Genomic DNA, 22,044 nt, shown 5'->3' with positions numbered 1-22,044 from the left:
GGCGCGGTGCTCAGGCGGCGAGTCGGGAAATGTCGGCGACGCAGTTCATCTGCTGATGCAGCGCGCCGAGCAGAGCCAGACGGTTCGCGCGCAACGCCGGGTCTTCGGCGTTGACCATCACGTCGTTGAAGAACGTGTCGACCGGTTCGCGCAGCGCGGCGAGTGCCGTGAGCGCGCCGGTGTAGTCGCGTGCGGCCAGTTGCGACTGCACGCGCGGCGTTACCTGTTCGAGCTGCGCGTTCAGTGCCTGCTCCGCTGCTTCGGTGAGCAACGCAGGCTGCACGCCGCCGTTGGTCACGCCTTCCGACTTCTTCAGGATGTTCGAGATGCGCTTGTTGGCCGCTGCGAGCGATGCGGCTTCCGTGAGCAACGCGAATTCGCGCACCGCGTCGAGGCGCGCGACGATGTCGTCGAGCCGCGTCGGGTTCAGCGCGAGCACCGCGTCGATCTCACCGGCCGCGTAGCCGCGTTCGCGCAGCAGGCCGCGCAGGCGATCCATGCTGAATTCGTAGATCGCGCTGGTGGAATCGGCGACGTTCGGCACGCTGGCGAATTGCGCATAGGCCGCACGCAGCAGCTCGACGAAGTCGACGTTCAGCTGCTTCTCGACCAGAATGCGCAGCACGCCGAGCGCATGACGGCGCAGCGCGAACGGGTCTTTCTCGCCGGTGGGCTGCAGGCCGATGCCCCAGATGCCGACCAGCGTTTCGAGTTTGTCCGCGAGCGCGACGACCGTGCCGGTCGCGCTGGTGGGCAATGCGTCGCCGGAGAAGCGCGGCTGATAGTGCTCCGAGCACGCGAGCGCGACTTCTTCCGGTTCGCCGTCGTGGCGCGCGTAGTACGTGCCCATCGTGCCTTGCAGCTCGGGGAATTCGCCGACCATGTCGGTGATCAGGTCGGCCTTCGCGAGACGCGCGGCGCGCTTCGCGAGCGCGACATCGGCGCCGATCAGCGTCGCGATCGCGCCGGCCAGCCCTTCGAGCCGTTCCACGCGTTGCAGCGCCGAGCCAAGCTTGTTGTGATACACGACGTTCGCGAGCAGCGGCACACGCTCCGCGAGCGGCTTCTTCTTGTCCTGCGTGAAGAAGAACTTCGCGTCGGCCAGTCGCGGACGCACCACGCGCTCGTTACCTTCGACGATCTCGACCGGCGTCGCCGTCTCGATGTTCGACACGATCAGGAAGCGCGAGCGCAGCTTGCCGTTCGCATCGGTCAGCGCGAAATACTTCTGGTTCGTCTGCATCGTCAGGATCAGACATTCCTGCGGCACTTGCAGGAATTCGTCCTCGAAGCGGCACTCGTAGACGACCGGCCACTCGACCAGCGACGTCACTTCGTCGAGCAGCGCTTCGGGCATCACGACTTTGTCCTCACCGGCCTGCGCGAGCAGTTGCGAGCGGATCGCTTCCTTGCGCTTCGCGAAGCTCGCGATCACGCGGCCCCGGTGTTCGAGCGTTTCCGCATACGACTGCGCGTGCTGGATATTCACAAGGCCTTCGGACAGGAAGCGATGACCGAGCGTGGTGTCGTCGGCATCGATGCCGAGCGCGCTGACCGGCACGATCTCTTCGCCGTGCAGCGCGGTCAGACGATGCACCGGGCGCACGAACTGCACGCTCGAGCCGTCCGGGCGCTGATACGTCATCACCTTCGGAATCGGCAGCTTGGCGAGCGTTTCGTCGAGCGCGCCCTGCAGGCCCTCGGCGAGCGTTGCGCCGGGCGCCGCGTAGCGCAGGAAGAACGCTTCGGTCTTGCCGTCCGGCGCGCGTTCGAGGTCGTTCACGGTGAAGTCGGGGAAGCCGAGCGCGGCGAGCTTCTTCGCGAGCGGCGCGGTGGGCTGGCCGTCTTTATCGAGCGCGACGGAAACCGGCAGCACTTTCTCGCGCACGTGTTTTTCCGGCGCGAGCGCGCGCACGTTGTGAATCGTCACCGCGAGGCGGCGCGGCGTGGCATAGCGTTCGAACGACGGCTCGCCTTCGATCAGGTCGCGCGCCGCGAGGCGCTGCGCAATGCCTTCGGCGAAGGCGTCGCCGAGCCGCGCGAGCGCCTTCGGCGGCAGTTCTTCGGTCAGCAGCTCGACGAGCAGGGTAGCGTGTTGAGATTGAGTCATTGGTTGAAGTTCTCGTCAGTCCTGGTCGATCTTGCGTTCGACTTTCAGCGGCGGCGCCCACGCGGGCATCGCGGCTTCCTGCTCGTCGGTGGTGAGCCCAGGCACGCCGTGCACCGGGTTGCCGAGCATCGGGAAGCCGAGCTTTTCGCGCGAGTCGTAGTAGGCCTGCGCGACCAGACGCGACAGCGCGCGAATCCGGCCGATATACGCCGCGCGTTCCGTGACCGAGATCGCCCCGCGCGCGTCGAGCAGGTTGAAGGTGTGGCCGGCCTTCAGCACGAGTTCGTAGGCGGGCAGCGCGATCTGCGCGTCGATCATGCGCTTCGCTTCGGCTTCGTAGCTGTTGAAGAACGTGAACAACAGATCGACGTTCGCCTGTTCGAAGTTGTAGGTGGACTGCTCGACCTCGTTCTGGTGATACACATCGCCGTAGGTCAGGCGGCGCAGTTCGGGGCCGTTCGGGCCTTGCTCTTCCCACTCGGTCCAGACGAGGTCGTAGACGTTCTCGACCTTCTGCAGATACATCGCGAGGCGCTCGAGACCGTAAGTGATTTCGCCGAGCACCGGCTTGCAATCGAGACCGCCGACCTGCTGGAAGTACGTGAACTGCGTCACTTCCATGCCGTTCAGCCACACTTCCCAGCCGAGGCCCCACGCACCGAGCGTCGGGTTTTCCCAGTCGTCTTCGACGAAGCGCACATCGTTCTGCTTTAGGTCGAAGCCGAGCGCTTCGAGCGAGCCGAGGTACAGGTCGAGAATGTTTTCTGGCGCGGGCTTGAGCACGACCTGGTACTGGTAGTAGTGCTGCAGACGGTTCGGGTTCTCGCCGTAGCGGCCGTCTTTCGGGCGGCGCGACGGTTGCACGTAGGCGGCGCGCCACGGCTCGGGGCCGATCGCGCGCAGAAACGTATGGACGTGGGACGTGCCCGCACCGACTTCCATGTCGATCGGCTGGAGCAACGCGCAGCCCTGCTTGTCCCAGTAGGACTGCAAGGTCAGGATGATTTGCTGAAACGTGAGCATGAAGTGCCTTTCGGGCATGAGGCCATGCCGCGTGCGCCTAAGCGCGCGAGGGGGCCGTGGAGCGAAGTGCTGAAGCCGGGATTTTAACGGAAAGGAAAGGGGGCGGCCCGATTTGCGGGGTCGGACGGGCCGCGATGCGGTTTGCGGGCGACAGAGGGGATGAGACGGGCCGTGAAGGGCCCGTCAAGGCCGCCGCAACGCTGGCCCACGCGTGGCCTCTCAGGTCGCCGCCAGCTCCGCCTTCGGCGCAAACGAATCGCTTTGCGCGACCGGCCAGTACTTCTCGAACAGCGTATAGCGATAGTTGCCGTTGAGCAGGTCGTTCGGTTCGAGATACTTGAGCAGATCCGACATCAGCCGCACCTCATGCGACGACACGCGCCGCACGATGTGATGCGCGCGCAACTCCGCCGGATGCCTGAGCCCGGCCGCCTGGATGATCTCCTGCAACGCATGCAGCGTGTTGTGATGGAAGTTGAACACGCGATCGGCCTTATCCGGCACGACGAGCGCGCGCTGGCGCACCGGGTCCTGGGTCGCGACGCCGGTCGGACAGCGGCCGGTGTGGCAGGTCTGCGCCTGGATGCAGCCGACCGCGAACATGAAGCCGCGCGCCGCGTTGACCCAGTCCGCGCCGATCGCGAGCGTCTTCGCGATATCGAATGCGGTGATCATCTTGCCGCTCGCGCCGATGCGGATGCGCTGCCGCAGACCAATGCCGACCAGCGTGTTGTGCACGAGCAGCAGCCCCTCCTGCAACGGCACACCGACGTGGTCGGTGAATTCGAGCGGCGCCGCGCCCGTGCCGCCTTCCGCGCCGTCGACGACGATGAAGTCCGGCAGAATCCCCGTTTCCAGCATCGCCTTGGCGATGCCGAAGAATTCCCACGGATGCCCGATGCACAGCTTGAAGCCGGTCGGCTTGCCGCCCGAGAGCGTGCGCAGCCGTTCGACGAATTCGAGCAGCTCGCGCGGCGTCGAGAACTCCGAGTGGGTCGCTGGGGAGATGCAATCACGGCCCATCGCCACGCCGCGCGTTTCGGCGATTTCGGGGGTGATCTTCGCGGCCGGCAGCACGCCGCCGTGACCCGGCTTCGCGCCTTGCGAGAGCTTCACCTCGATCATCTTCACCTGCGGCTCGGCGGCCTGCTTCGCAAATCTTTCGGCGTTGAAGGTGCCGTCGTCGTTACGACATCCGAAGTAACCCGACGCGATCTCCCAGATGATGTCGCCGCCATGCTCCCGGTGATACTTCGACATCGAGCCTTCGCCGGTGTCGTGCGCGAAGTTGCCTTTTTTCGCGCCGAGGTTCAGCGCCATGATCGCGTTGGCCGACAGCGAGCCGAAGCTCATCGCCGACACGTTGAAGATCGACATTGAGTACGGCTTGGCGCGATCGGGGCCGACCACGATGCGAAAGTCGTGACCGTCGAGCGTGGTCGGCGCGAGCCAGTGGCTGATCCACTCGTGCGCGACCGCCTTCACGTCGAGTTCGGTACCGTATGGGCGGCTGTCGACGTCGTTCTTCGCGCGCTGGTAGACGATGCTGCGCTGCGCGCGCGAGAACGGCTTTTCATCGGTATCGTCTTCGACGAAATACTGACGGATCTCCGGGCGGATGAATTCGAAAATGAAGCGCAGGTGGCCCCACAGCGGGTAATTGCGCAGGATCGCGTGGCGCTGTTGCGTCAGGTCGAACACGCCGAGCGCGATGAGCGCGGCCGGCACGACGATCCAGAACCACGACAGATGATGGCTCGCGGCGAGCGCGGCGCAGATCGCGAACAGCCCGATTGCGCACCACATGGCCAGATAGCGTCGAGAAAACATGGGGACTCCAGTGCAGTGAAGATCAATGCGACGGGATAGTCCGCGCGTGCGGCGCGGGCGGAATCCGTCACGAAGGAAAACTGGCGCCTGCGGGCCGCCGCGCGGCGTGGACCGGGAAAGCGTGAAGATGAGGCGTGCGAATGAAGGTCAAGCGTCGCACGCGGAGGTGAAGCGGGTATGACTGCCCGAGGCGGGGAAAACCGGCTGAACGGCGCGCGCGTGTCGGAGTGGAACGACCCGTTGCGCTCGCCGCTGTGCATCGTTCAACGGCCGCCCAGCAGCGCCGCTTTTTGCCGCGCGGTTTGCGGCGCGTCCTGCGATTGGCCTTCCGGCCTCGTCTTGTGCGCCTGCTTGCGCCGCTGGGATCGCGTCTGTTTCGGCGCCTGATCCTGCGGCAGCTCGGCCGGTTGCCCGGTCATCGCGCGCTCGATGATGCCGCCGCCGAGGCACACGTCGCCGTCGTACAGCACCGCGGATTGGCCCGGCGTGACCGCCCATTGCGCGGCGTCGAAGGTCAGCTCGAACAGGCCTTCGCTCGCGCCCTCAGCCGCCGCATTGAACGTGCACGGCGCATCGGCTTGCCGGTAGCGCGTCTTCGCGCCGCACGCGAAGCCGTCGGCCGGCGGCTCGCCCGCGATCCAGCTCGTATTGCCCGCCAACAGCGTATGGCACAGCAGCCACGGATGGTCGTGCCCCTGCGCGACGTACAGCGTATTCGTCGGAATGTCCTTGCCCGCGGCGAACCACGGTTCGCCGCTGCCGTCCTTGCTGCCGCCAAGGCCGATGCCCTTGCGCTGGCCGAACGTGTAGAACGCGAGGCCGATGTGTTCGCCGACGGTCTTGCCGTCGGTGGTTTTCATCGGACCGGGTTTGGTCGGCAGATAGCGGTTCAGGAAGTCGCGGAACGGCCGCTCGCCGATGAAGCAGATGCCGGTCGAATCCTTCTTCTTCGCATTCGGCAAGCCGATCTGCGCGGCAATTTCGCGCACCTTGGTCTTCGGAATCTCGCCGAGCGGGAACAGCGTCTTCGACAATTGCGCCTGGTTCAGCCGATGCAGGAAGTACGACTGGTCTTTCGTATGATCGAGCGCCTTCAGCAGCTCGAAGCGGCCGTCGTTCTCGCGCACGCGCGCATAGTGGCCAGTCGCGATGGTTTGCGCGCCGAGCGACATCGCGTGATCGAGGAAGGCCTTGAACTTGATTTCGGCATTGCACAGCACGTCCGGGTTCGGCGTGCGGCCGGCCGAATATTCGCGCAGGAACTCGGCGAACACGCGGTCTTTGTATTCGGCGGCGAAGTTGACCGCCTCGACGTCGATGCCGATCAGGTCCGCGACCGACACCACGTCGATCCAGTCCTGCCGCGTCGAGCAGTATTCGCTGTCGTCGTCGTCTTCCCAGTTCTTCATGAACAGGCCGACCACGTCGTAGCCCTGTTCCTTCAGCAGCCACGCGGTGACCGACGAATCGACGCCGCCCGACATGCCTACTACGACTTTGCGCTTGCTCATAAGGTACTCACTGGGTGCTGCATGACTGCATGGATCGTGGGGGCCGCTCGTGACGGCCTTATCGCTTCGGCCCGACCGAATGCGTATGCACGAAGTCGAGCGGGAAACGCCGGCCTGCCAGGTAATCGTCGATGCACTGCATCACGAGCGGCGTGCGATGCCGCTCGGGGCACGCGCGCAACTCTTCGGCGCTCATCCACAGCGTGCGGACGATGTCGGCATCGAGCGCACTCGCCGGGTCCGGTTCGCCGCCCGCGCCGCAATAGGTGAAGCGAAGGTACGTGATGCCCGCGCGGTCCGGCCGCTCGAAGTGGGTCATGTACATGCCGACGAGCGCTTCGGGCTCGAACGGATGGGCGGTTTCCTCGAGCGTTTCGCGCACCACCGCTTCCAGCAGCGTTTCGCCCGCCTCGAGGTGGCCGGCGGGCTGGTTCAGGCGCAGGCCGGCGGCGGTCTGTTCCTCGACCAGCAGGAAGCGCCCCTCACGCTCGACGATCGCCGCGACGGTGACGTGCGGCAGCCAGGTTTCCGGTTTCATGGGTGCGCATTTTACCGGTTATGCGCGCCTGTTGCCGGGTGGTGGCTCGGCGCCGGCCCGCGCCACGGCCGGTGGCGGCCAGCCGCCGGTTCTGGGCCGTGCGCGACCGCCCGAAAGGCGTTTGGCGGTCTGCCGCTCATTCGCATCGACCCCGATATTGGCGAGGCGGCCGTTTCGGTTAAAGTGGGGCCTGCGTTAGCCGTTGCATTTGCGTTTGCGTGCCGGCGTGCCTCGTCGGCAGCTCTGTCGTCAAACAGGAAGTCGAGGAGGAACAACGATGCACATCGGAGTGCCAGTCGAGACGCGCGCGCATGAAACCCGCGTTGCCGCGACGCCCGAAACGGTCAAGAAGTACGTGGCGCAAGGCCATCGGGTCACCGTCCAGAGCGGCGCCGGCGCTGGCGCGAGCTTTCCCGATGATGCCTATACGGCCGTGGGCGCGGAAATCGTCGATGCCGCCACGGCGTTCGGCGCCGATCTCGTCCTCAAAGTCCAGTCCCCTACCGATTCCGAACTGCCGCTGCTGAAGCGCGGCGCGACGCTCGTCGGCATGCTCGACCCGTTCAACGCTGAAAACGCCCAGAAGCTCGCCGCGGCCGGCGTCACCGCGTTCGCGCTCGAAGCGGCGCCGCGCACGACGCGCGCGCAAAGCCTCGACGTGCTGTCCTCGCAGGCGAATATCGCCGGCTACAAGGCGGTGCTGCTCGCGGCGACGCTCTACCCGCGCTTCATGCCGATGCTGATGACCGCGGCCGGCACGGTGAAGGCCGCGCGCGTGCTGATTCTCGGCGCGGGCGTAGCGGGCCTGCAGGCGATCGCCACCGCGAAGCGCCTCGGCGCGGTGATCGAGGCCTCCGATGTGCGCCCGGCCGTCAAGGAGCAGATTGAATCACTCGGCGCGAAATTCCTCGACGTGCCCTACGAAACCGACGAAGAGCGCGAGGCCGCGCAGGGCGTCGGCGGCTATGCGAGGCCGATGCCGCCGTCGTGGCTCGCGCGCCAGTCGGCGCTCGTCCACGAGCGCGCGAAACAGGCCGACGTGGTGATCTCCACCGCGCTGATTCCGGGCCGCGACGCGCCGACGCTGCTTTCGGTCGAAACCGTGCGGGCGATGAAGCCGGGCTCGGTGCTCGTCGATCTCGCGGCCGGTCGCGGCCCAGAGATCGACGGCAAGCGCGGCGGCAACTGCCCGCTGACCGAGACGGACCAGGTGGTGGTGCGCTACGGCGTGCAGATCGTTGGCTATACGAACCTAGCGGCGATGGTGCCCGCCGACGCTTCGTCGCTGTACGCGCGCAATCTGCTCGACTTCCTGAAGCTGATCGTCACGAAGGAAGGCACGCTTAACATCGATCTCGCGGACGACATCGTCGCGGCCACACTGCTGGCCCGCGACGGCGCAGTCACACGCACGGCATGAAGCAACAGTGATGCATGGGACCGGAGTAAGCCCTAAAGCGCCAACTCCGGGCGACAAAGGAGAAACGGCAATGGAAGTGCTCAACCACACCGTCATCAACCTGATCATCTTCGTGCTGGCGATCTACGTCGGCTATCACGTGGTCTGGAACGTTACGCCCGCGCTGCATACGCCGCTGATGGCGGTGACCAACGCGATCTCGGCGATCGTGATCGTCGGCGCGATGCTCGCGACCGGCCTCACGCTCGGCGGTCCCGGCAAGTTCTTCGGCACGATCGCGGTCGCGCTCGCGGCCGTCAACGTGTTCGGCGGCTTTCTCGTCACGCGGCGCATGCTGGAGATGTTCAGGAAGAAGGAACCGAAGAAACTCCCGGCAGCCGGTAAGGAGGGCGCGCAATGAGCCTGAACGTCGTCACACTGCTGTATCTGGTCGCCTCGGTCTGCTTCATCCAGGCGCTCAAGGGGCTGTCGAATCCGAAGACCGCGCGCGTCGGCAATACCTTCGGCATGGTCGGCATGGCGATCGCGATTCTGACGACCATCGCGCTGATCTCGCGGCAGGCCGAGGCACTCGGCTCCAATCTCGGCCTCGGGCTCGGCCTGCTGCTGTTCGGGCTCGTGATCGGCGGTGCGGTCGGGGCGTTCGTCGCCGCGCGCGTCGAGATGACGAAGATGCCCGAGCTCGTCGCGGCGATGCACTCGCTGATCGGTCTCGCGGCCGTGTGCATTGCGTACGCGGTCGTGTCGGAACCGGCCGCGTTCGGCCTCGTCGATCCCGATGTGCCGATCGAGGGCTTCCTGCCGTACGGCAACCGCATCGAGCTGTTCATCGGCACGTTCGTCGGTGCGATTACTTTTAGCGGCTCGGTGATTGCGTTCGGCAAGCTGTCGGGCAAGTACAAGTTCCGGTTGTTCCAGGGCGCGCCGGTCGTGTACGGCGGTCAGCATCTGCTCAACCTGATGCTCGCGCTCGCGATGATCGGCTTCGGCATCCTCTTCTTCCTCACGCAGTCGTGGCTGCCGTTCATCATCATGACGATCATCGCGTTCGTGCTCGGCGTGCTGATCATCATTCCGATCGGCGGTGCGGATATGCCGGTGGTCGTGTCGATGCTGAACTCGTACTCGGGCTGGGCGGCGGCGGGCATTGGCTTCTCGCTGAACAATGCGATGCTGATCATCGCGGGGTCGCTGGTGGGTTCATCGGGTGCGATTCTGTCGTACATCATGTGCAAGGCCATGAACCGCTCGTTCTTCAACGTGATTCTCGGCGGCTTCGGCAGCGAACCCGGCGCGGCGGCGGCAGGCAGCGCGGCCGAACAGCGTCCGGTGAAATCCGGTTCGGCCGACGACGCGTCGTTCATGCTCGGCAACGCGGAAACCGTCGTGATCGTGCCGGGCTACGGGCTGGCCGTCGCGCGCGCGCAGCATGCGCTGAAGGAGCTGACCGACAAGCTGGTCGAGAAGGGCATCGAGGTGAAGTATGCGATTCACCCGGTGGCCGGCCGCATGCCGGGTCACATGAACGTGCTGCTCGCCGAAGCCGAAGTGCCGTACGACATGGTGTTCGAAATGGACGACATCAATGGCGAGTTCGGTCAGATCGACGTGGTGCTCGTGCTTGGCGCGAACGACGTCGTGAATCCGGCGGCGAAGAACGATCCGAAGTCGCCGATCGCGGGCATGCCGATCATCGAGGCGTACAAGGCGAGGACCGTGATCGTCAACAAGCGCTCGATGGCGGCGGGCTACGCCGGGCTCGACAACGACCTGTTCTACATGGACAAGACGATGATGGTGTTCGGCGACGCGAAGAAGGTGATCGAGGATATGGTGAAGTCGGTCGAGTAGATCGTTAGCCGTGAGGATCGCGGCGCGTGGCCGCGATCCCTGTTATCTGTTGGGCTTCGCGTTCAGATGCCGCAGCAGATCCGCGAGCCGCCTGCCTTCCTGATCCGGATACGTGTCGAGCACTTTGAGATCGCGCATCTTCTCCAGTCCGAAATTGCGGAAATCACCACGCAGTTCGCACCACGCGCCGAGCGTCCAGCGCGCGCCCCAGTACGCGAGCGCGAGCGGCCAGACGCGGCGCTCGGTGTCGGCGCCGTTGGCGTCGGTGTAGGCAAAGCGCACCACCTGGCGCGTATCGATCGCGCGATGCAGCGTATCGAGCTGCGCCGAAAAATCTCCCTTGATGTGAAACGACGGTGCAAAGATTGCGAGCCGTTCGAGCGCCGCACGCTTGTCGGCGGGCATCGCCGATGCGATCTTCGCCAGTGCTCCACGCGCGCCGCTCGCGAAGCCCGCGCCGCCCCACGATTCGAGCATGCGCGCGCCGGCGGCGAGCGCGGCGAGCTCGTCTGCGGTGAAGGTGAGCGGCGGCAGACTCGCCGAGCGCGACAGCCGATAGCCGATGCCCGCTTCGCCTTCGATTGGCACCCCTGACAATTGCAGATCGCGCACGTCCCGATAGACCGTGCGCAGCGAGACGTTCAGCCAGTCGGCCAGTTGCTGCGCGGTGGTCAGACGCCGCCCGCGCCGCAGCTCGGCGATCTGGAACAGGCGGTCGGCGCGGCGCGTCATCGTGGGCGTCGGGTCAGGGAGGAGGGGGACGGTCCCGCGATGATAGCGCCGCATGGCGGCCTTGGGTCGGGGCGCGACGGCGTCAGGCGCGCCTAGCCGTTGCTGCGCGAATGCAGACCGAGCCGGTTGCCTTCGGTATCGGTGAAGAACGCGATATAGCCGATGTCCTGCGGCAGCTTGATCACCGGGCCGTCGGTCTTACCGCCCGCCCGTTCGATTCGCGCCAGCGCGGCGTCGACGGTGGGCTGTGCGTTCAGGTAGACGATCACGCCGTCGTCGGCGGGCGTCATCGACGGACTATGGACGATCGCGCCGCCGGTCGCGGGCTCCTCGTAGCTGAACACGGCGATGGGCTGGCCGCCGAATTCCTGGCGGTTCAGCGTGGTGTCGAGCGCGGCTTCGTAAAAGCGCACGGCGCGATCGAAATCGACGGACGGAATCTCGAACCAGGCAACGAGTTTGGGCAAAGCGGACATAACACTCTCCTTTGGTTGGCAGTAGGCCGTTCAAGCGCCGGATGGCGTGAGAAGGAGTGTGCGGGGGTGCTGCTGACCGCGTAGTGGCAGCAGGGTCGGAAAGGCGACAGCCTCACTGCGCCGGCAACTGAAACACGCCCACCACCTCGCTCATGTGCGTGGCCTGCTCTTCGGTGCGTTGCGATAGATCGGCGTTGCTCGCCGGAATCTGCGCGGTCGCCGTGGAAATGGACTGCGTGCCGTCGCGTACCGAAAGCAGCGCTTGCCTGAGGCGCGATTGCATCATGCGCAGGTCTTCCATCATGCGGCCCATTTCGTCGCGCGAACGCACGTCGATGCGCCGGTTCAGATTGCCATCGGCAATCGCGCGGAAGTGGCCGGTGGCTTCTTCGAGCAGACTGGCGATCGACTTGCGCAGCGCATGCCATGCGAACGCGGCCATCGACAATCCCAGCAGAAGACCGACCCCGGCGATCGCGAGAATCGCGCGGAAGCGGTCCTGCGCCGCCTCGTAGCGACTGCGCGCGTTGCCGCTCTGGATCTTTTCGAGCTTCGCGGAACGGTCTGTGACTTCGTTGAACGGATCAGTCATCTTGTTCGAAATCAGCTCGGCGAGCTGCGTGGTGTCGTGCCGCTCGATCGCGGCGAACACCTGCGCGACCGCGCCGTTCAGAAGATCGCGAAAGGCACCTTTCCGAAGCCGATCAGGATCGGAACGGCCTCGGTGCGGTGGCGTGCGAGTGACATCAATGAATGGATCGCGCAGTGCGCAGAGGATCAGCAGGCACCGCGCGAGGTTCAGCCTGCGCTTTCTGCTGCCACGCAGTCACGCAGACGAAAAAAGTCATGATCAGCGACCCCGAGACCCGCCGAGCGCGGGTCTTTTTTATCTGCGTGCGCTCTCTTTTTGAGTGAAATTGACAATTCTTTGCAGACATACGGACTACTCTGATTGACTCTTTTTTTCCGTTCGCGGTAGCGTGGCTACGCTTCGGATTGCGCCATTTATCTAACAAGGAAAGAGAAGAATATGTCCGGAAAAATCCCTTACTATGAAACCAATAACTTGATATGGCGATGGAGATTATGTGACGGTGACGACGGATGTGTGCTTTGTCCGACAGTGTCTATGTCAATGGACAGACTCCCGCCTGCGCTGCCTGCGCCACTCGAGCCACCTGCGCCACCTGCGCCCAAGCCGCCAAAGGTCGATCCGTATGCTAAGGCGGTAATGGACGTGATCGACGGACTCTCGCGCTTCAAGACGTGGCTTGACACGCCTAATCCTCCGAAGCCGCCTAAAGCACCGCCTGTGAAGAGGGATTACATGGCGGTGCCGCCGTTCGATATTCAGGAAATTCCGGGTGCAATGCGCAAGGAATTTTTGACCAACTCCGCGAAACTGATGGAGCGATGGTTCAATGGTGAACTGAATTACGGCCCAACCGAAACAGACGTACAGGCGGAAATTAACCAGAAAGGTGATCCATACCCACCCAGCATGTACGATATGATGACTATCAAGCTTGAGTGGGTTCTGAAGTATCGGCGCGCCAAGGAAGCTTACGACTATTTGATAAATACCGGGGCTCGGAGTCCCCGCGCCTATCAAGCACTTCAGCGAATTCTACGGCGTTACGTAGGTCGGGTTAGTGTCAATACGTGGACAGCATGCGGCGAAAAACTTCCCAGCCTTCATCGACACTTTCAGTTTACTTTTGCGAATGTCGGAAGCACGTTCGCTCAGAAAATTGGTGAATTGCTCATCGCCGCGCAAAACAAAAATGTTCCTGATGACCTAGTCGGTGTATTGGGCTCGTTTAACATCTATGCTGCAATCGCCTATGCAACCTTTCGCAGGATGGATGAAGTAGAAATCAGCGGGATTTATGTCTACATCAAAGATAGTTACGACTTTACTGATAAGGCTGGCGAGGTATCCCAATATCTCGGACATTGGAGCAAGAACGGAGTAGTTGTTGTTCCCTACAATGGAGCCGCCGCAGCACTTAATAATCCCGCGCTTTACATCGAATATCCCGTCGCGGTAGGTAATGCTCAGGTAGCGGGAAACGTCTATTATCCTGTTCAAAACAAGGATTTCCGGCAATGGGCACTCAAGCATCAACGAGGGGGAGACTTTATTGTCTACTCCGACTATAGATTTGTCCCTCTCAATCCCCCAATGACGGTGTACCTATGACCGTGAAGCGCGTGATTGTGTGGATGGTGCTCGTGATCGGATTGCCAATCGTGGGCTTCTATTTGCTCCTGTATCGGTCGGATTCATCGGCTAGCGATTGCTCCCGCACGATTTCGCCTGATACGAATTATCTGGCGGAACTGTGCCTAATCGAGTGGGGCGGCGGGTCTAACCCTGTGTATCTCGGTCGGGTCTACGATGCGAAAACAGGGGAATTGCTAGTACGGCGGCGATTCGCTACTCCTGTCCCTGAGCTTGAATGGTGGAAAGACGAGATTTCATTTTCTCGGGGCGGCAATGAGGCGTCGTATGTGAAATTGCCGCCAACACTATATGACCGGCTAACCGCGAGATTGCCCTAGGCCGCGCACGGAAAGTGGCGCGGCGCTGCCGAGCTCGAGCAATCAGAGACATGATCGCACTACCACCGGACCCGCATGACGCGGTTTTTTTTTAGGTTCATCACAACGACAGCGCGTTGCCCGACAGACCCAGCCTCAAGCCGCCGGCGTCTCCCCCTGAGGACGCTGCCGCACGCTGCCCGCAATCAGATCGAAGCGGAACAGCCGGCATTCGAGCGCGCCGTTGAAAAGCGGGGTCTTCGTCGATTCGCGCAAGCGCAGTTGGCCCGGCAGTTTGCGATCCGACGTCAGGATGAACGCATGCCATCCGGCAAAGCGCTGCTTCAACGCATTGCCGAGCATCTGGAAAAATTCGCTGTCCGGCGCTTCTTCCTGAACGCGGCGAAAGCCCTCGTCGTCGCGATTGCCGCGGCCTTCGCGAAGCTCGCCGCGTGCATTGCGCCCGCGCACTTCGATCCGCTCGCCATACGGCGGATTGGCGACGAGGATGCCGGCCGTCGATGTCGGCGGCGTCATGTCGCGCGCGTCGAGCTGCTTGAGCGGAACAGACGGCAAGCCGGCGCGCTCGAAGTTGGCGCGCGCTTTCTCGAGCATGTCGCCGGAGATGTCGCTGCCGAAAATCTGCAGGTCGGCGCGCATGCTGCGTGCCGCGTTTTTCGCTTCGAGCGCGGCCCCTCTCAGCGCTTGCCACGCTCGCGCGTCGAACTGTTTGAGCTTCTCGAAGCCGAAGCGGCGCTCGACGCCCGGCGCGATGTTCAACGCGACCTGCGCCGCTTCCGCGAGGAACGTGCCGCTGCCGCACATCGGATCGTAGAGCGGCGTGCCGGCCTGCCAGCCGGTCAGACGCAGAATGCCCGCCGCGAGGTTTTCGCGCAGCGGCGCCGCGCCCTTGTCCAGACGCCAGCCGCGCTTGAACAGCGGATCGCCCGAGGTATCGAGGTAGAGCGTGCAGTCGGTCGCGGTGAGGAACGCGAACACGCGCACGTCGGGCATGGCGGTGTCGATGCTCGGCCGCGCGCCGCTTTTTTCGCGCAGACGATCACAGATCGCGTCCTTCACGCGCAGCGTCGTGAATTCGAGGCTGCGCAGTGGCGATTTGATTGCGGTGACGTCGACGCGCAGCGTCTCGTGCGCGGAAAACCACTGCTCCCAGCGCTGTTCGAGCGCGAGTGCGTAGATGTCCTGCTCGCTGCGATAGGGGCGCTGCGCGATTTTCAGCAGCACGCGGCTCGCCAGACGCGAGTGCAGGTTGGCGGCCATGCCGGCAGCCCAGCCGCCGCGGAAATGCACGCCGCCCGGCACCTGGGCGCCGGCCGTGAAGGCGGCGCCGTTCAGATGTTTGGCGGCAATTTCGGCGAGTTCGGCCGCGAGTGGAGCTTCGAGCCCGCGCGGGCAAGGAAGGAAGAAATCGAAGGACATTGAGATTGCCGCAAGGCGTTGGATAAGGCGCTATTGTACGCGGTCGGGCTCGGCGGACCGGCCGGCGCGTCGTTCTATCTCGCCTCGCGACCGCTTTGGACGGCCATACCGATCCGTCGGGTTGGCGCGCGAGCGTCGCCGCGCTCATCGCGGGCCAGCCTCGTCGCGGCACGCATGTTCACGCGTGCACCGGGCCCGCGCCAGCCGGGCCTTCAGCCGGGACTGTCAGGCGCCTGCTGCCACTGGCGTTCCCGCGGCAGGACAGGGCGGCACCACCGGCGCCGCTGCTCTGGTCGACGACGCATTCCTGCCCGTCGAGGCCGTAGCAGCGACGGGCATTGCCGCCATCGCCCGCACCGCCGCCGCGATCTGCGTCGAGACTTCCGCGAGCGCGCGCCGATGTCCATCGACGAGCGCGTCATACCCGCCGCCAACCGTCTCGCTGACCACGCTGCGGCACGTCATCACCGCGTTGCTGCGCACGGCCCGCACGCTCCACACCGCATCGATCAACGCATGCGAGCCTGGCCACGACTCGAAGCGCTGCACATTCATCGCGATCCGGTACACGGCCACGTCGTCGGGCCGCGCGGTGCCGAATGCATCGATGGTGTCGAGCTGCTGCGTCAGATTCGTCGACAGCGCGCGACGGATTTCGTCGCCGGGCAGCGACGCCCAGCGCTCCTCTTCGAGCAGCTGCACCTGGGTCGGCCCGGTCTGCACGACCAGCTGATTCCGCGACACTTGCGGCGGCACGTTGACCGGCGCGACTTCGATCAGCCACGCGGGCGCCGCGCCGGTGCGCGCGGCAGCCGGTGCGGCGCCATTCGCGGCAACGCCCGCGCTATCCGCGCCGCCCAGCGTATAAAAACGGCTCGACGGCGACGAGCACGCCGCGATCGCGAGCGCCGCGGCCAGCGCGCCGCCATACACGACGCTGCGTACGGCACCGCGCACGAACGCGCGCGGCGAGCGGGGGAGCCGGGCAACCATCATGGTTTATCTCCTGATTTACCGCGCAACAGCGCTTCGGGATGACGCTCGAGGTAGTCCGACAGCGCGTTGAGCGATTGCAACGTGCGCGTCAGTTCCTGCAACGCCTGATGAACGTCGGATTGCATCGGCGAGTCCTGCTGCAAGGTCGCCTGGGCCGAATTGAAGGTCTGTTTCGCGGCAGTCAGCGTATCGCGCGCCTGCGGCACCACATCCTTGTCGAGACGCGCGAACAGCTGGTCCGCGTTCTTCAGCGCGCTATTGAGGTTGCCGCCGATCTGGTCGAACGGCACCTTGTCGAGCTTCTTCGCGATGTCGGCAAGCTGCAGCTGCAATTCGTCGAGCGTGTTCGGAATGGTCGGCAGCTCGAGCGGATCCTTCGTCACGTCGACCTTGGCCTGCGCCGCCTTCGGGAAGATATCGAGCGCCACGTACAGCTGGCTCGTGATCAGGTTGCCGGTGCGCAGCTGGGCGCGCAGGCCGCGTTTGACGAGCTCCTGCAGCATGTTCTCGCCGGCGAGCGTGCCCGGCTGCGGCGCGCTCTCGCGGAAGCGCTTGCCGAGGCGGTCCGGATACAGGTTCACCGTGACCGGCATCGTGAAGCTCTGCGTCTTCGGATCGTAGTCGATGCCGATATTGGTCACCTGGCCGAGCACGATACCGCGGAAGTCGACCGGCGCGCCGATCGACAGCCCCCGCAGCGACTGGTTGAAGTTCATCACGACGCGCAAGGGGGTGCCGTCCGGTTCGCGCATCGCGTCCGCTTCGTCCGAGGCGAGACGGAACGTCTGGTCGTTCGGCGCCTGCGGGCCCATGTTCTGGCCGGGCGGCGACTGGAACGACAGACCGCCTACGATCACCGTCGCGAGCGACTGCGTGTTCAGCTTGAAGCCGCTCGAATCGAGCCGCAGATCGACGCCGCTCGCATGCCACCAGCGCGTGTTGGTGCCGACGTACTGATCGAACGGCGCCGACACGAACACCCGCATCGTCACGCCGGTGCCGCTCTTGTCGAGCGAGAAGCCGACCACCTGGCCGACCTGCACGCGCCGGTAGAAGATCGGCGAGCCGATGTCGATCGAGCCGAGCGAATCGCCGTGCAGCGTGTACTGATGGCCTTTCTGATCGCCGGTGATGGGCGGCGGCGTTTCGAGGCCGACGAAGTTGCTCTCGCTATCGGTCGAACGGCCCGCATCGGCGCCGATGTACGAACCCGACAGCAGCGTCGTCAGACCCGACACGCCGCTCGCGCCGACGCGCGGACGCACCACCCAGAAGCGCGAGTCCTTCACCGCGAACTTTCCGCCTTCCTTGGTCAGCTGCACCTGCACGAGTACGTGCGACAGATCCTGCGACAGCGTGATCGTCTTCACCGAGCCGACGGTGACGTCCTTGTACTTGACCTGGGTCTTGCCCGGCTCGAGGCCTTCCGCGCTGATGAAGCTAATGGTGATCACGGGTCCGCGCTCGGTCACCGACTTGATGACGAGCGCGATGCCGATCAGCGCGGCGATCAGCGGAATGACCCAGACGAGCGACGGCAGCCAGCGGCTGCGTGGCTCGATCTCGGGGTCGGGCAGGTGGGGCGGTAGTCTGGGTCCGTTCGAATCGTTGCGCGGCGCGTCATCGGAAGCGGGCGTCGGTCCTTGCGGGCTAGTCATGGTGAAGATCCTGAGGTGTTGGGGTACTGCCTTCCACGGGGTCCCAGATGAGTCGTGGATCGAATTGCATGGAGGCCATCATGGTCAGGATCACGACCGAGCCGAACGCGATCGCGCCCGGCCCGGCCGTGATCACGGCCAGCGATTTGAAACGCACGAGCGCCACGGTGAGCGTGATGACGAACACGTCGAGCATCGACCAGCGGCCGATCCGCTCGACCATCCGGTACAGCGTCGTGCGCTGCTGCGGACGCCAGCGCGAGCGGCGCTGCGCCGTGACGGTGAGCAGCACGAGCACCGTGAGCTTCAGCATCGGCACCATGATGCTGGCGATGAACACGATCACCGCGAGCGGCCAGTCGCCGGAGGTCCAGAAATAGACGACACCGCTCATGATCGTGTCGTCCTCGGAGCCGAGCAGCGAGGACGTGTGCATCACCGGCAGCAGGTTCGCCGGAATATACAGCAGCGCGGCTGCGATCAGCAGCGCCCACGTGCGCATCAGGCTGTCGGGGTTGCGCGAGTGCAGATGCGCGCCGCAGCGGCCGCAGTGCTGCGGCGTGACCGAGCGGATGCGCGGTTCGACGCGCCCGCACGCATGACAGGAGACGAGGCCCGAGCGCCTTGCGGTGACGTATTTCATCGCGGACTCATCCTTCGCGCGACGTGGGCGGCAAGCTCGGCGGGGCACTGCCTTCGGGTGGCGCGGCCGGACCGGCGAGCGAGCCGAGCGCGACCGCCGCGCTGTCGGCCGCCGTGCGCGGCAAGGGCCGGTCGGCACGCGCGTCGATCTCGCCGGCGATATCCCACAGCACGCGCGGATCGAACGTGAGGACGACCGCGAACATCAGCGTCAGCGCACCGAAAGCGAACAAGGCTGCCTCGGGAATCACGCGCGCGAGGCTCACCATCTTCACGAGTGTGACCAGCACGCCGAGCATGAACACTTCAATCATGCCCCACGGGCGCACGAACTGGATCGCGCGAAGCACGCGGTTGAAGTACGGAGGTACGTAGCCGGCGCGCAGCGGCACCAGCAGGTACAGCAGCGCGACGAGTTCGGTGAGGGGAAAGAGGATCGTCGAGCAGAACACCATCACGGCGACGATCTGCATGTCCTCGCCCCACAGCGCGACGAGCGCGCCGAACAGCGTGGTCTGCGAGGTGATGCCGTTGGTTTCGAGTTCGACGATCGGAAAGCCCTGGGCGATCACGAACGTGATCAGCGCGGCGAGCGTCAGCGCGCAGATTGCGTCGAGCTTGCGCGAGACGGCGAGATAGAGCGTCGCGCCGCAGCGCGGACAGCGCGCGGCGGTGCGCCCGACAAGCCTTGGCTTGCTAAACAGCGTATCGCATTCATGGCACGCGATCAGGTTGTCATGTTCCATGCGGCGGGTGGGCTAACGACGTGGTGGCGGGGTGCGAGGTACTTTCTTGACGATGGGTTAGGCGGAAGCGAGCAGCAATGGTACCAAACGCGGCCGCGCGACCGGCGCGGACCGCTGCAGCGCAATATTCGGGCCTGCACCGCCGGTGCGCTTCAGCCAGCTTTTCGTGCTTGGGGTAGCATGGCGGCCTTGGCGTGCGCGGCGGCCCCTTCGGGCGATGAAGCCGGCCGGATCGGCCGCGCGCCGCGCCGATGCCCCGAGGTGACCGCGGAATAGGCGGCCGCCGGGCGTCGTTAACTTCTATCTGCCCGCGTTGGTCCTGATCTGTCATGACACTGAATCCATCGTTCGGTACCCGCGAGTCGTACACGCGGACCGCCATCGCTTTTCACTGGCTGATCGCGCTCCTGATCGTCTGCGGCTTTGCGCTCGGCTGGGTGATGACCGACATTCCGGGCTTCACGCCCACCAAGCTGCGCTACTTCTCGTGGCACAAATGGATCGGCGTGACGGTGTTCGCGCTCGCGATCGTGCGCATCGTATGGCGCGCGACCCACGGCGCGCCGCCGATGCCGCGCCGCATGCCGAGCTGGCAGCGTGGCGCCGCGCATCTCGTGCATCTGTTGCTGTACGCGCTCATGATCGCGATTCCAGTCTCCGGCTATCTGTATAGCTCGGCGGCGAACGTGCCGGTCGTCTACCTCGGGCTGATACCGCTGCCGCGCCTCATCGCGCCCGATCCGCAGCTGAAGGAAGTGCTGAAGACGGTGCACATCGCGCTGAACTATACGCTGCTCGTGTTGGTCGGTCTGCACGTCGCGGGCGCGCTCAAGCACCAATGGCTCGATCGCGACGGCCTGCTGTCGCGCATGCTCCCCTTTCTAAAATAAGGACAACCATGAAGGTCTCGTTTTATCGCTACATGCTCGCCGCGTTTGCGGCGGCGTCGTTGAGCGCCGCTGGCGCGGCGCTCGCGCAGGTCGACGTCGCGAAGAGCTCGGTGACGGCCACCTCCAAGCAGATGAACGTGCCGGTCGAAGGCAGGTTCGGCAAGTTCACCGCCCAGCTCAGCTTCGATCCGGCGAGGCCCGAGACCGGCAGCGCGCAGATCAACATCGACGTCGCCAGCTACGATCTCGGTGACGAGAGCTACAACGAGCAGGTGCGGGGCAAGGAATGGTTCGATGCGAAGACCTATCCGGGCGCGACGTTCGTGTCGAGCGCGATCGCGCCGGCGGGCGGCAACAAGTTCAATGTGACGGGCAAGCTGACCATCAAGGGCAAATCGCAGACGGTCGTCGTGCCGGTCACGGTCAGCCAGCAGGGTGCGACCCAGACCTTCGACGGCGTGTTGCCGATCAAGCGCTCGCAGTTCGACATCGGCACCGGCGAATGGAAGGACACGTCGGTCGTCGCCGACGAAGTGGTGATCAGGTTTCATATCGTCGCCGCGCACACATAACCCACGCGGCGTTCGCGATGTCGGCCACGCTACGTGGGGGCTCGGCGATTTTTTCACCGCAGGTTGCACCGCGATTTTCAACGCAAAACAGGAGCATGAATTGAAAACGTCCATGTTGATCGCTGTTGGCGCGCTGGCTTCTTCGCTGTCGCTCGGCGCCTTCGCCGCCGATACCTATGTGCTCGATCCGATGCATACGTTCCCGAGCTTCGAGGCCGACCACTTCGGCGGTCTGTCGATCTGGCGCGGCAAGTTCACGAAGACCACCGGCACGGTGACGCTCGATCGCGCGGCCAAAACCGGCAGCGTCGACGTGAGCGTCGATCCCGCTTCGGTACAGACCGGCAATCCCAAGCTCGACGATCATCTGAGGGCCGCCGAGTTCTTCGACGTCGAGAAGTTTCCTGCCGTGACCTACAAAGGCACTCAGATCAAGTTCGATGGCGACAAGCCGGTCGAGGTGATCGGCAATCTGACGATTCGCGGCATCACGAAGCCGGTGAACCTCAGGATCGATTCGTTCAAGTGCATGCAGCATCCGGTGCTCAAGCGTGAAGTGTGCGGCGTCGAGGCGAGCACCGAATTCAATCGCGCCGATTACGGCATGGATTTCGGCGCGAAGTACGGCTTCAGCATGCAGACGCGCCTGCATATCCAGTCGGAAGGCATCAAGCAGGAGTAAGCACACTCGCGGCTTTGCGCTGCGCCGCAAGCTGGGGTTCCGTTAGACGCTGCGTCATCACGGTGGAGTAAACGCAAAAAAGGCCGGTTCGCAGGAACCGGCCTCAGACTGCTGACCAACCCCACGTTTTTCGGAGCGTGGGGTTTTGTTTTTCAGGCGAGGCGAGTTTTGTCGTGGGGTCCGAGAATTTGTGCGATGAAGGCCAGTATCGAGCTGGCGAGGCGCTGCACCCGGGTGCCAGCGCCGTAAGACGCGCATAAACACGCCCGCAGGCGTGCCACCAGCAGGGCGATCTTCTTGATGTTCTGCGCGGCCGCGCCCAGCAGGCACTGCTCGGCCACCTTGCGCAGCCCGCGCATCCTCGCATAGCGATGCCCGTGCAA

General features: G+C 64.5%; 21 protein-coding genes and 1 pseudogene. 8 read left to right on the top strand and 14 right to left on the bottom strand.

Features of this window, described 5'->3' with window-relative positions; genetic code table 11:
• Positions 1 to 10 precede the first annotated feature (10 nt).
• From glyS to LJ655_RS20085, 5 genes are all read right to left on the bottom strand, one after another.
• Positions 11 to 2,110, bottom strand: a complete 2,100-nt coding sequence (gene glyS / locus LJ655_RS20105) for a glycine--tRNA ligase subunit beta (RefSeq protein WP_230562976.1) — start codon at positions 2,108 to 2,110, stop codon at positions 11 to 13.
• 15 nt (positions 2,111 to 2,125) lie between these two features.
• The gene (glyQ, locus tag LJ655_RS20100; RefSeq protein WP_230563142.1) at positions 2,126 to 3,133 is read right to left on the bottom strand and encodes a glycine--tRNA ligase subunit alpha; all 1,008 of its coding nucleotides are present in this window, start codon (positions 3,131 to 3,133) and stop codon (positions 2,126 to 2,128) included.
• A gap of 219 nt (positions 3,134 to 3,352) precedes the next feature.
• A complete protein-coding gene (locus LJ655_RS20095; RefSeq protein ID WP_230562975.1) occupies positions 3,353 to 4,963 on the bottom strand; it encodes an FMN-binding glutamate synthase family protein in 1,611 nt (536 codons plus the stop codon).
• Between the two features lie 263 nt (positions 4,964 to 5,226).
• Positions 5,227 to 6,474 (bottom strand): tRNA 2-thiouridine(34) synthase MnmA, encoded by a 1,248-nt coding sequence (mnmA, locus tag LJ655_RS20090; protein ID WP_230562974.1) that lies wholly within the window; start codon positions 6,472 to 6,474, stop codon positions 5,227 to 5,229.
• A 58-nt stretch (positions 6,475 to 6,532) separates the two neighbouring features.
• Entirely contained in the window at positions 6,533 to 7,012 is a 480-nt protein-coding gene (locus tag LJ655_RS20085) for an NUDIX hydrolase (protein ID WP_230562973.1), read from the bottom strand.
• Between the two features lie 277 nt (positions 7,013 to 7,289).
• Here LJ655_RS20085 and LJ655_RS20080 point away from each other — a divergent pair, with 277 nt between their 5' ends.
• The 3 genes from LJ655_RS20080 (at position 7,290) to LJ655_RS20070 (ending at position 10,283) form a co-directional block, all read left to right on the top strand.
• Positions 7,290 to 8,432 carry a Re/Si-specific NAD(P)(+) transhydrogenase subunit alpha gene (locus LJ655_RS20080; protein WP_230562972.1) on the top strand — a complete coding sequence of 381 codons (1,143 nt, stop codon included), beginning with the start codon at positions 7,290 to 7,292 and terminating at the stop codon, positions 8,430 to 8,432.
• Between the two features lie 70 nt (positions 8,433 to 8,502).
• Positions 8,503 to 8,832, top strand: a complete 330-nt coding sequence (locus LJ655_RS20075; protein WP_230562971.1) for an NAD(P) transhydrogenase subunit alpha part 2 — start codon at positions 8,503 to 8,505, stop codon at positions 8,830 to 8,832.
• Positions 8,829 to 10,283: an NAD(P)(+) transhydrogenase (Re/Si-specific) subunit beta gene (locus tag LJ655_RS20070; protein WP_230562970.1), complete on the top strand. Its 1,455-nt coding sequence runs from the start codon at positions 8,829 to 8,831 to the stop codon at positions 10,281 to 10,283. Before LJ655_RS20075 ends, LJ655_RS20070 begins: the two co-directional genes overlap by 4 nt.
• Positions 10,284 to 10,325: 42 nt before the next feature.
• Here LJ655_RS20070 and LJ655_RS20065 read toward each other — a convergent pair whose 3' ends face one another.
• The 3 genes from LJ655_RS20065 to LJ655_RS30240 all read right to left on the bottom strand — a co-directional run bounded on the left by LJ655_RS20065 (position 10,326) and on the right by LJ655_RS30240 (position 12,143).
• Positions 10,326 to 11,069, bottom strand: coding sequence for a helix-turn-helix transcriptional regulator (locus LJ655_RS20065; protein ID WP_230562969.1), 744 nt, complete (start codon positions 11,067 to 11,069; stop codon positions 10,326 to 10,328).
• A gap of 38 nt (positions 11,070 to 11,107) precedes the next feature.
• Entirely contained in the window at positions 11,108 to 11,491 is a 384-nt protein-coding gene (locus tag LJ655_RS20060; protein ID WP_230562968.1) for a VOC family protein, read from the bottom strand.
• Positions 11,492 to 11,603: 112 nt separating this feature from the next.
• Positions 11,604 to 12,143 (bottom strand): HAMP domain-containing protein, encoded by a 540-nt coding sequence (locus tag LJ655_RS30240; protein WP_230562967.1) that lies wholly within the window; start codon positions 12,141 to 12,143, stop codon positions 11,604 to 11,606.
• Here LJ655_RS30240 and LJ655_RS30385 point away from each other — a divergent pair.
• Both LJ655_RS30385 and LJ655_RS20050 read left to right on the top strand, forming a co-directional pair.
• Positions 12,120 to 12,341 (top strand): helix-turn-helix transcriptional regulator, encoded by a 222-nt coding sequence (locus LJ655_RS30385; RefSeq protein WP_425605824.1) that lies wholly within the window; start codon positions 12,120 to 12,122, stop codon positions 12,339 to 12,341. The genes LJ655_RS30240 and LJ655_RS30385 overlap by 24 nt on opposite strands.
• 285 nt (positions 12,342 to 12,626) lie before the next feature.
• Entirely contained in the window at positions 12,627 to 13,694 is a 1,068-nt protein-coding gene (locus LJ655_RS20050; protein WP_230562966.1) for a DUF6402 family protein, read from the top strand.
• 497 nt (positions 13,695 to 14,191) lie between these two features.
• Here the strand turns inward: LJ655_RS20050 and LJ655_RS20045 are convergent, their stop codons facing one another.
• The 5 genes from LJ655_RS20045 to LJ655_RS20025 form a co-directional block, all read right to left on the bottom strand.
• Positions 14,192 to 15,475 carry a THUMP domain-containing class I SAM-dependent RNA methyltransferase gene (locus LJ655_RS20045; protein WP_230562965.1) on the bottom strand — a complete coding sequence of 428 codons (1,284 nt, stop codon included), beginning with the start codon at positions 15,473 to 15,475 and terminating at the stop codon, positions 14,192 to 14,194.
• A 225-nt stretch (positions 15,476 to 15,700) separates the two neighbouring features.
• Positions 15,701 to 16,471 carry a PqiC family protein gene (locus tag LJ655_RS20040; protein ID WP_230562964.1) on the bottom strand — a complete coding sequence of 257 codons (771 nt, stop codon included), beginning with the start codon at positions 16,469 to 16,471 and terminating at the stop codon, positions 15,701 to 15,703.
• Positions 16,468 to 18,129, bottom strand: a complete 1,662-nt coding sequence (locus LJ655_RS20035) for a PqiB family protein (protein ID WP_230562963.1) — start codon at positions 18,127 to 18,129, stop codon at positions 16,468 to 16,470. Before LJ655_RS20035 ends, LJ655_RS20040 begins: the two co-directional genes overlap by 4 nt.
• Entirely contained in the window at positions 18,122 to 18,772 is a 651-nt protein-coding gene (locus LJ655_RS20030) for a paraquat-inducible protein A (protein WP_230562962.1), read from the bottom strand. The genes LJ655_RS20035 and LJ655_RS20030 overlap by 8 nt, the downstream gene beginning before the upstream one ends.
• A 7-nt stretch (positions 18,773 to 18,779) precedes the next feature.
• Positions 18,780 to 19,517 (bottom strand): paraquat-inducible protein A, encoded by a 738-nt coding sequence (locus LJ655_RS20025; RefSeq protein ID WP_230562961.1) that lies wholly within the window; start codon positions 19,515 to 19,517, stop codon positions 18,780 to 18,782.
• Positions 19,518 to 19,846: 329 nt separating this feature from the next.
• Here LJ655_RS20025 and LJ655_RS20020 point away from each other — a divergent pair, with 329 nt between their 5' ends.
• The 3 genes from LJ655_RS20020 (at position 19,847) to LJ655_RS20010 (ending at position 21,661) form a co-directional block, all read left to right on the top strand.
• Entirely contained in the window at positions 19,847 to 20,407 is a 561-nt protein-coding gene (locus tag LJ655_RS20020; RefSeq protein WP_230562960.1) for a cytochrome b, read from the top strand.
• A gap of 8 nt (positions 20,408 to 20,415) precedes the next feature.
• Positions 20,416 to 20,979 carry a YceI family protein gene (locus LJ655_RS20015; protein WP_230562959.1) on the top strand — a complete coding sequence of 188 codons (564 nt, stop codon included), beginning with the start codon at positions 20,416 to 20,418 and terminating at the stop codon, positions 20,977 to 20,979.
• A 112-nt stretch (positions 20,980 to 21,091) separates the two neighbouring features.
• Complete coding sequence (locus LJ655_RS20010; protein WP_230562958.1) at positions 21,092 to 21,661, top strand: YceI family protein; 570 nt, start codon at positions 21,092 to 21,094, stop codon at positions 21,659 to 21,661.
• A gap of 152 nt (positions 21,662 to 21,813) precedes the next feature.
• Here LJ655_RS20010 and LJ655_RS20005 read toward each other — a convergent pair.
• A pseudogene (locus LJ655_RS20005) lies at positions 21,814 to 22,044 on the bottom strand (IS5/IS1182 family transposase); the annotation flags it as partial.

The organism is Paraburkholderia translucens (genome assembly GCF_020881035.1).
Taxonomy (GTDB): domain Bacteria; phylum Pseudomonadota; class Gammaproteobacteria; order Burkholderiales; family Burkholderiaceae; genus Paraburkholderia; species Paraburkholderia translucens.
This window is presented reverse-complemented; position numbering and strand designations above follow the sequence as displayed.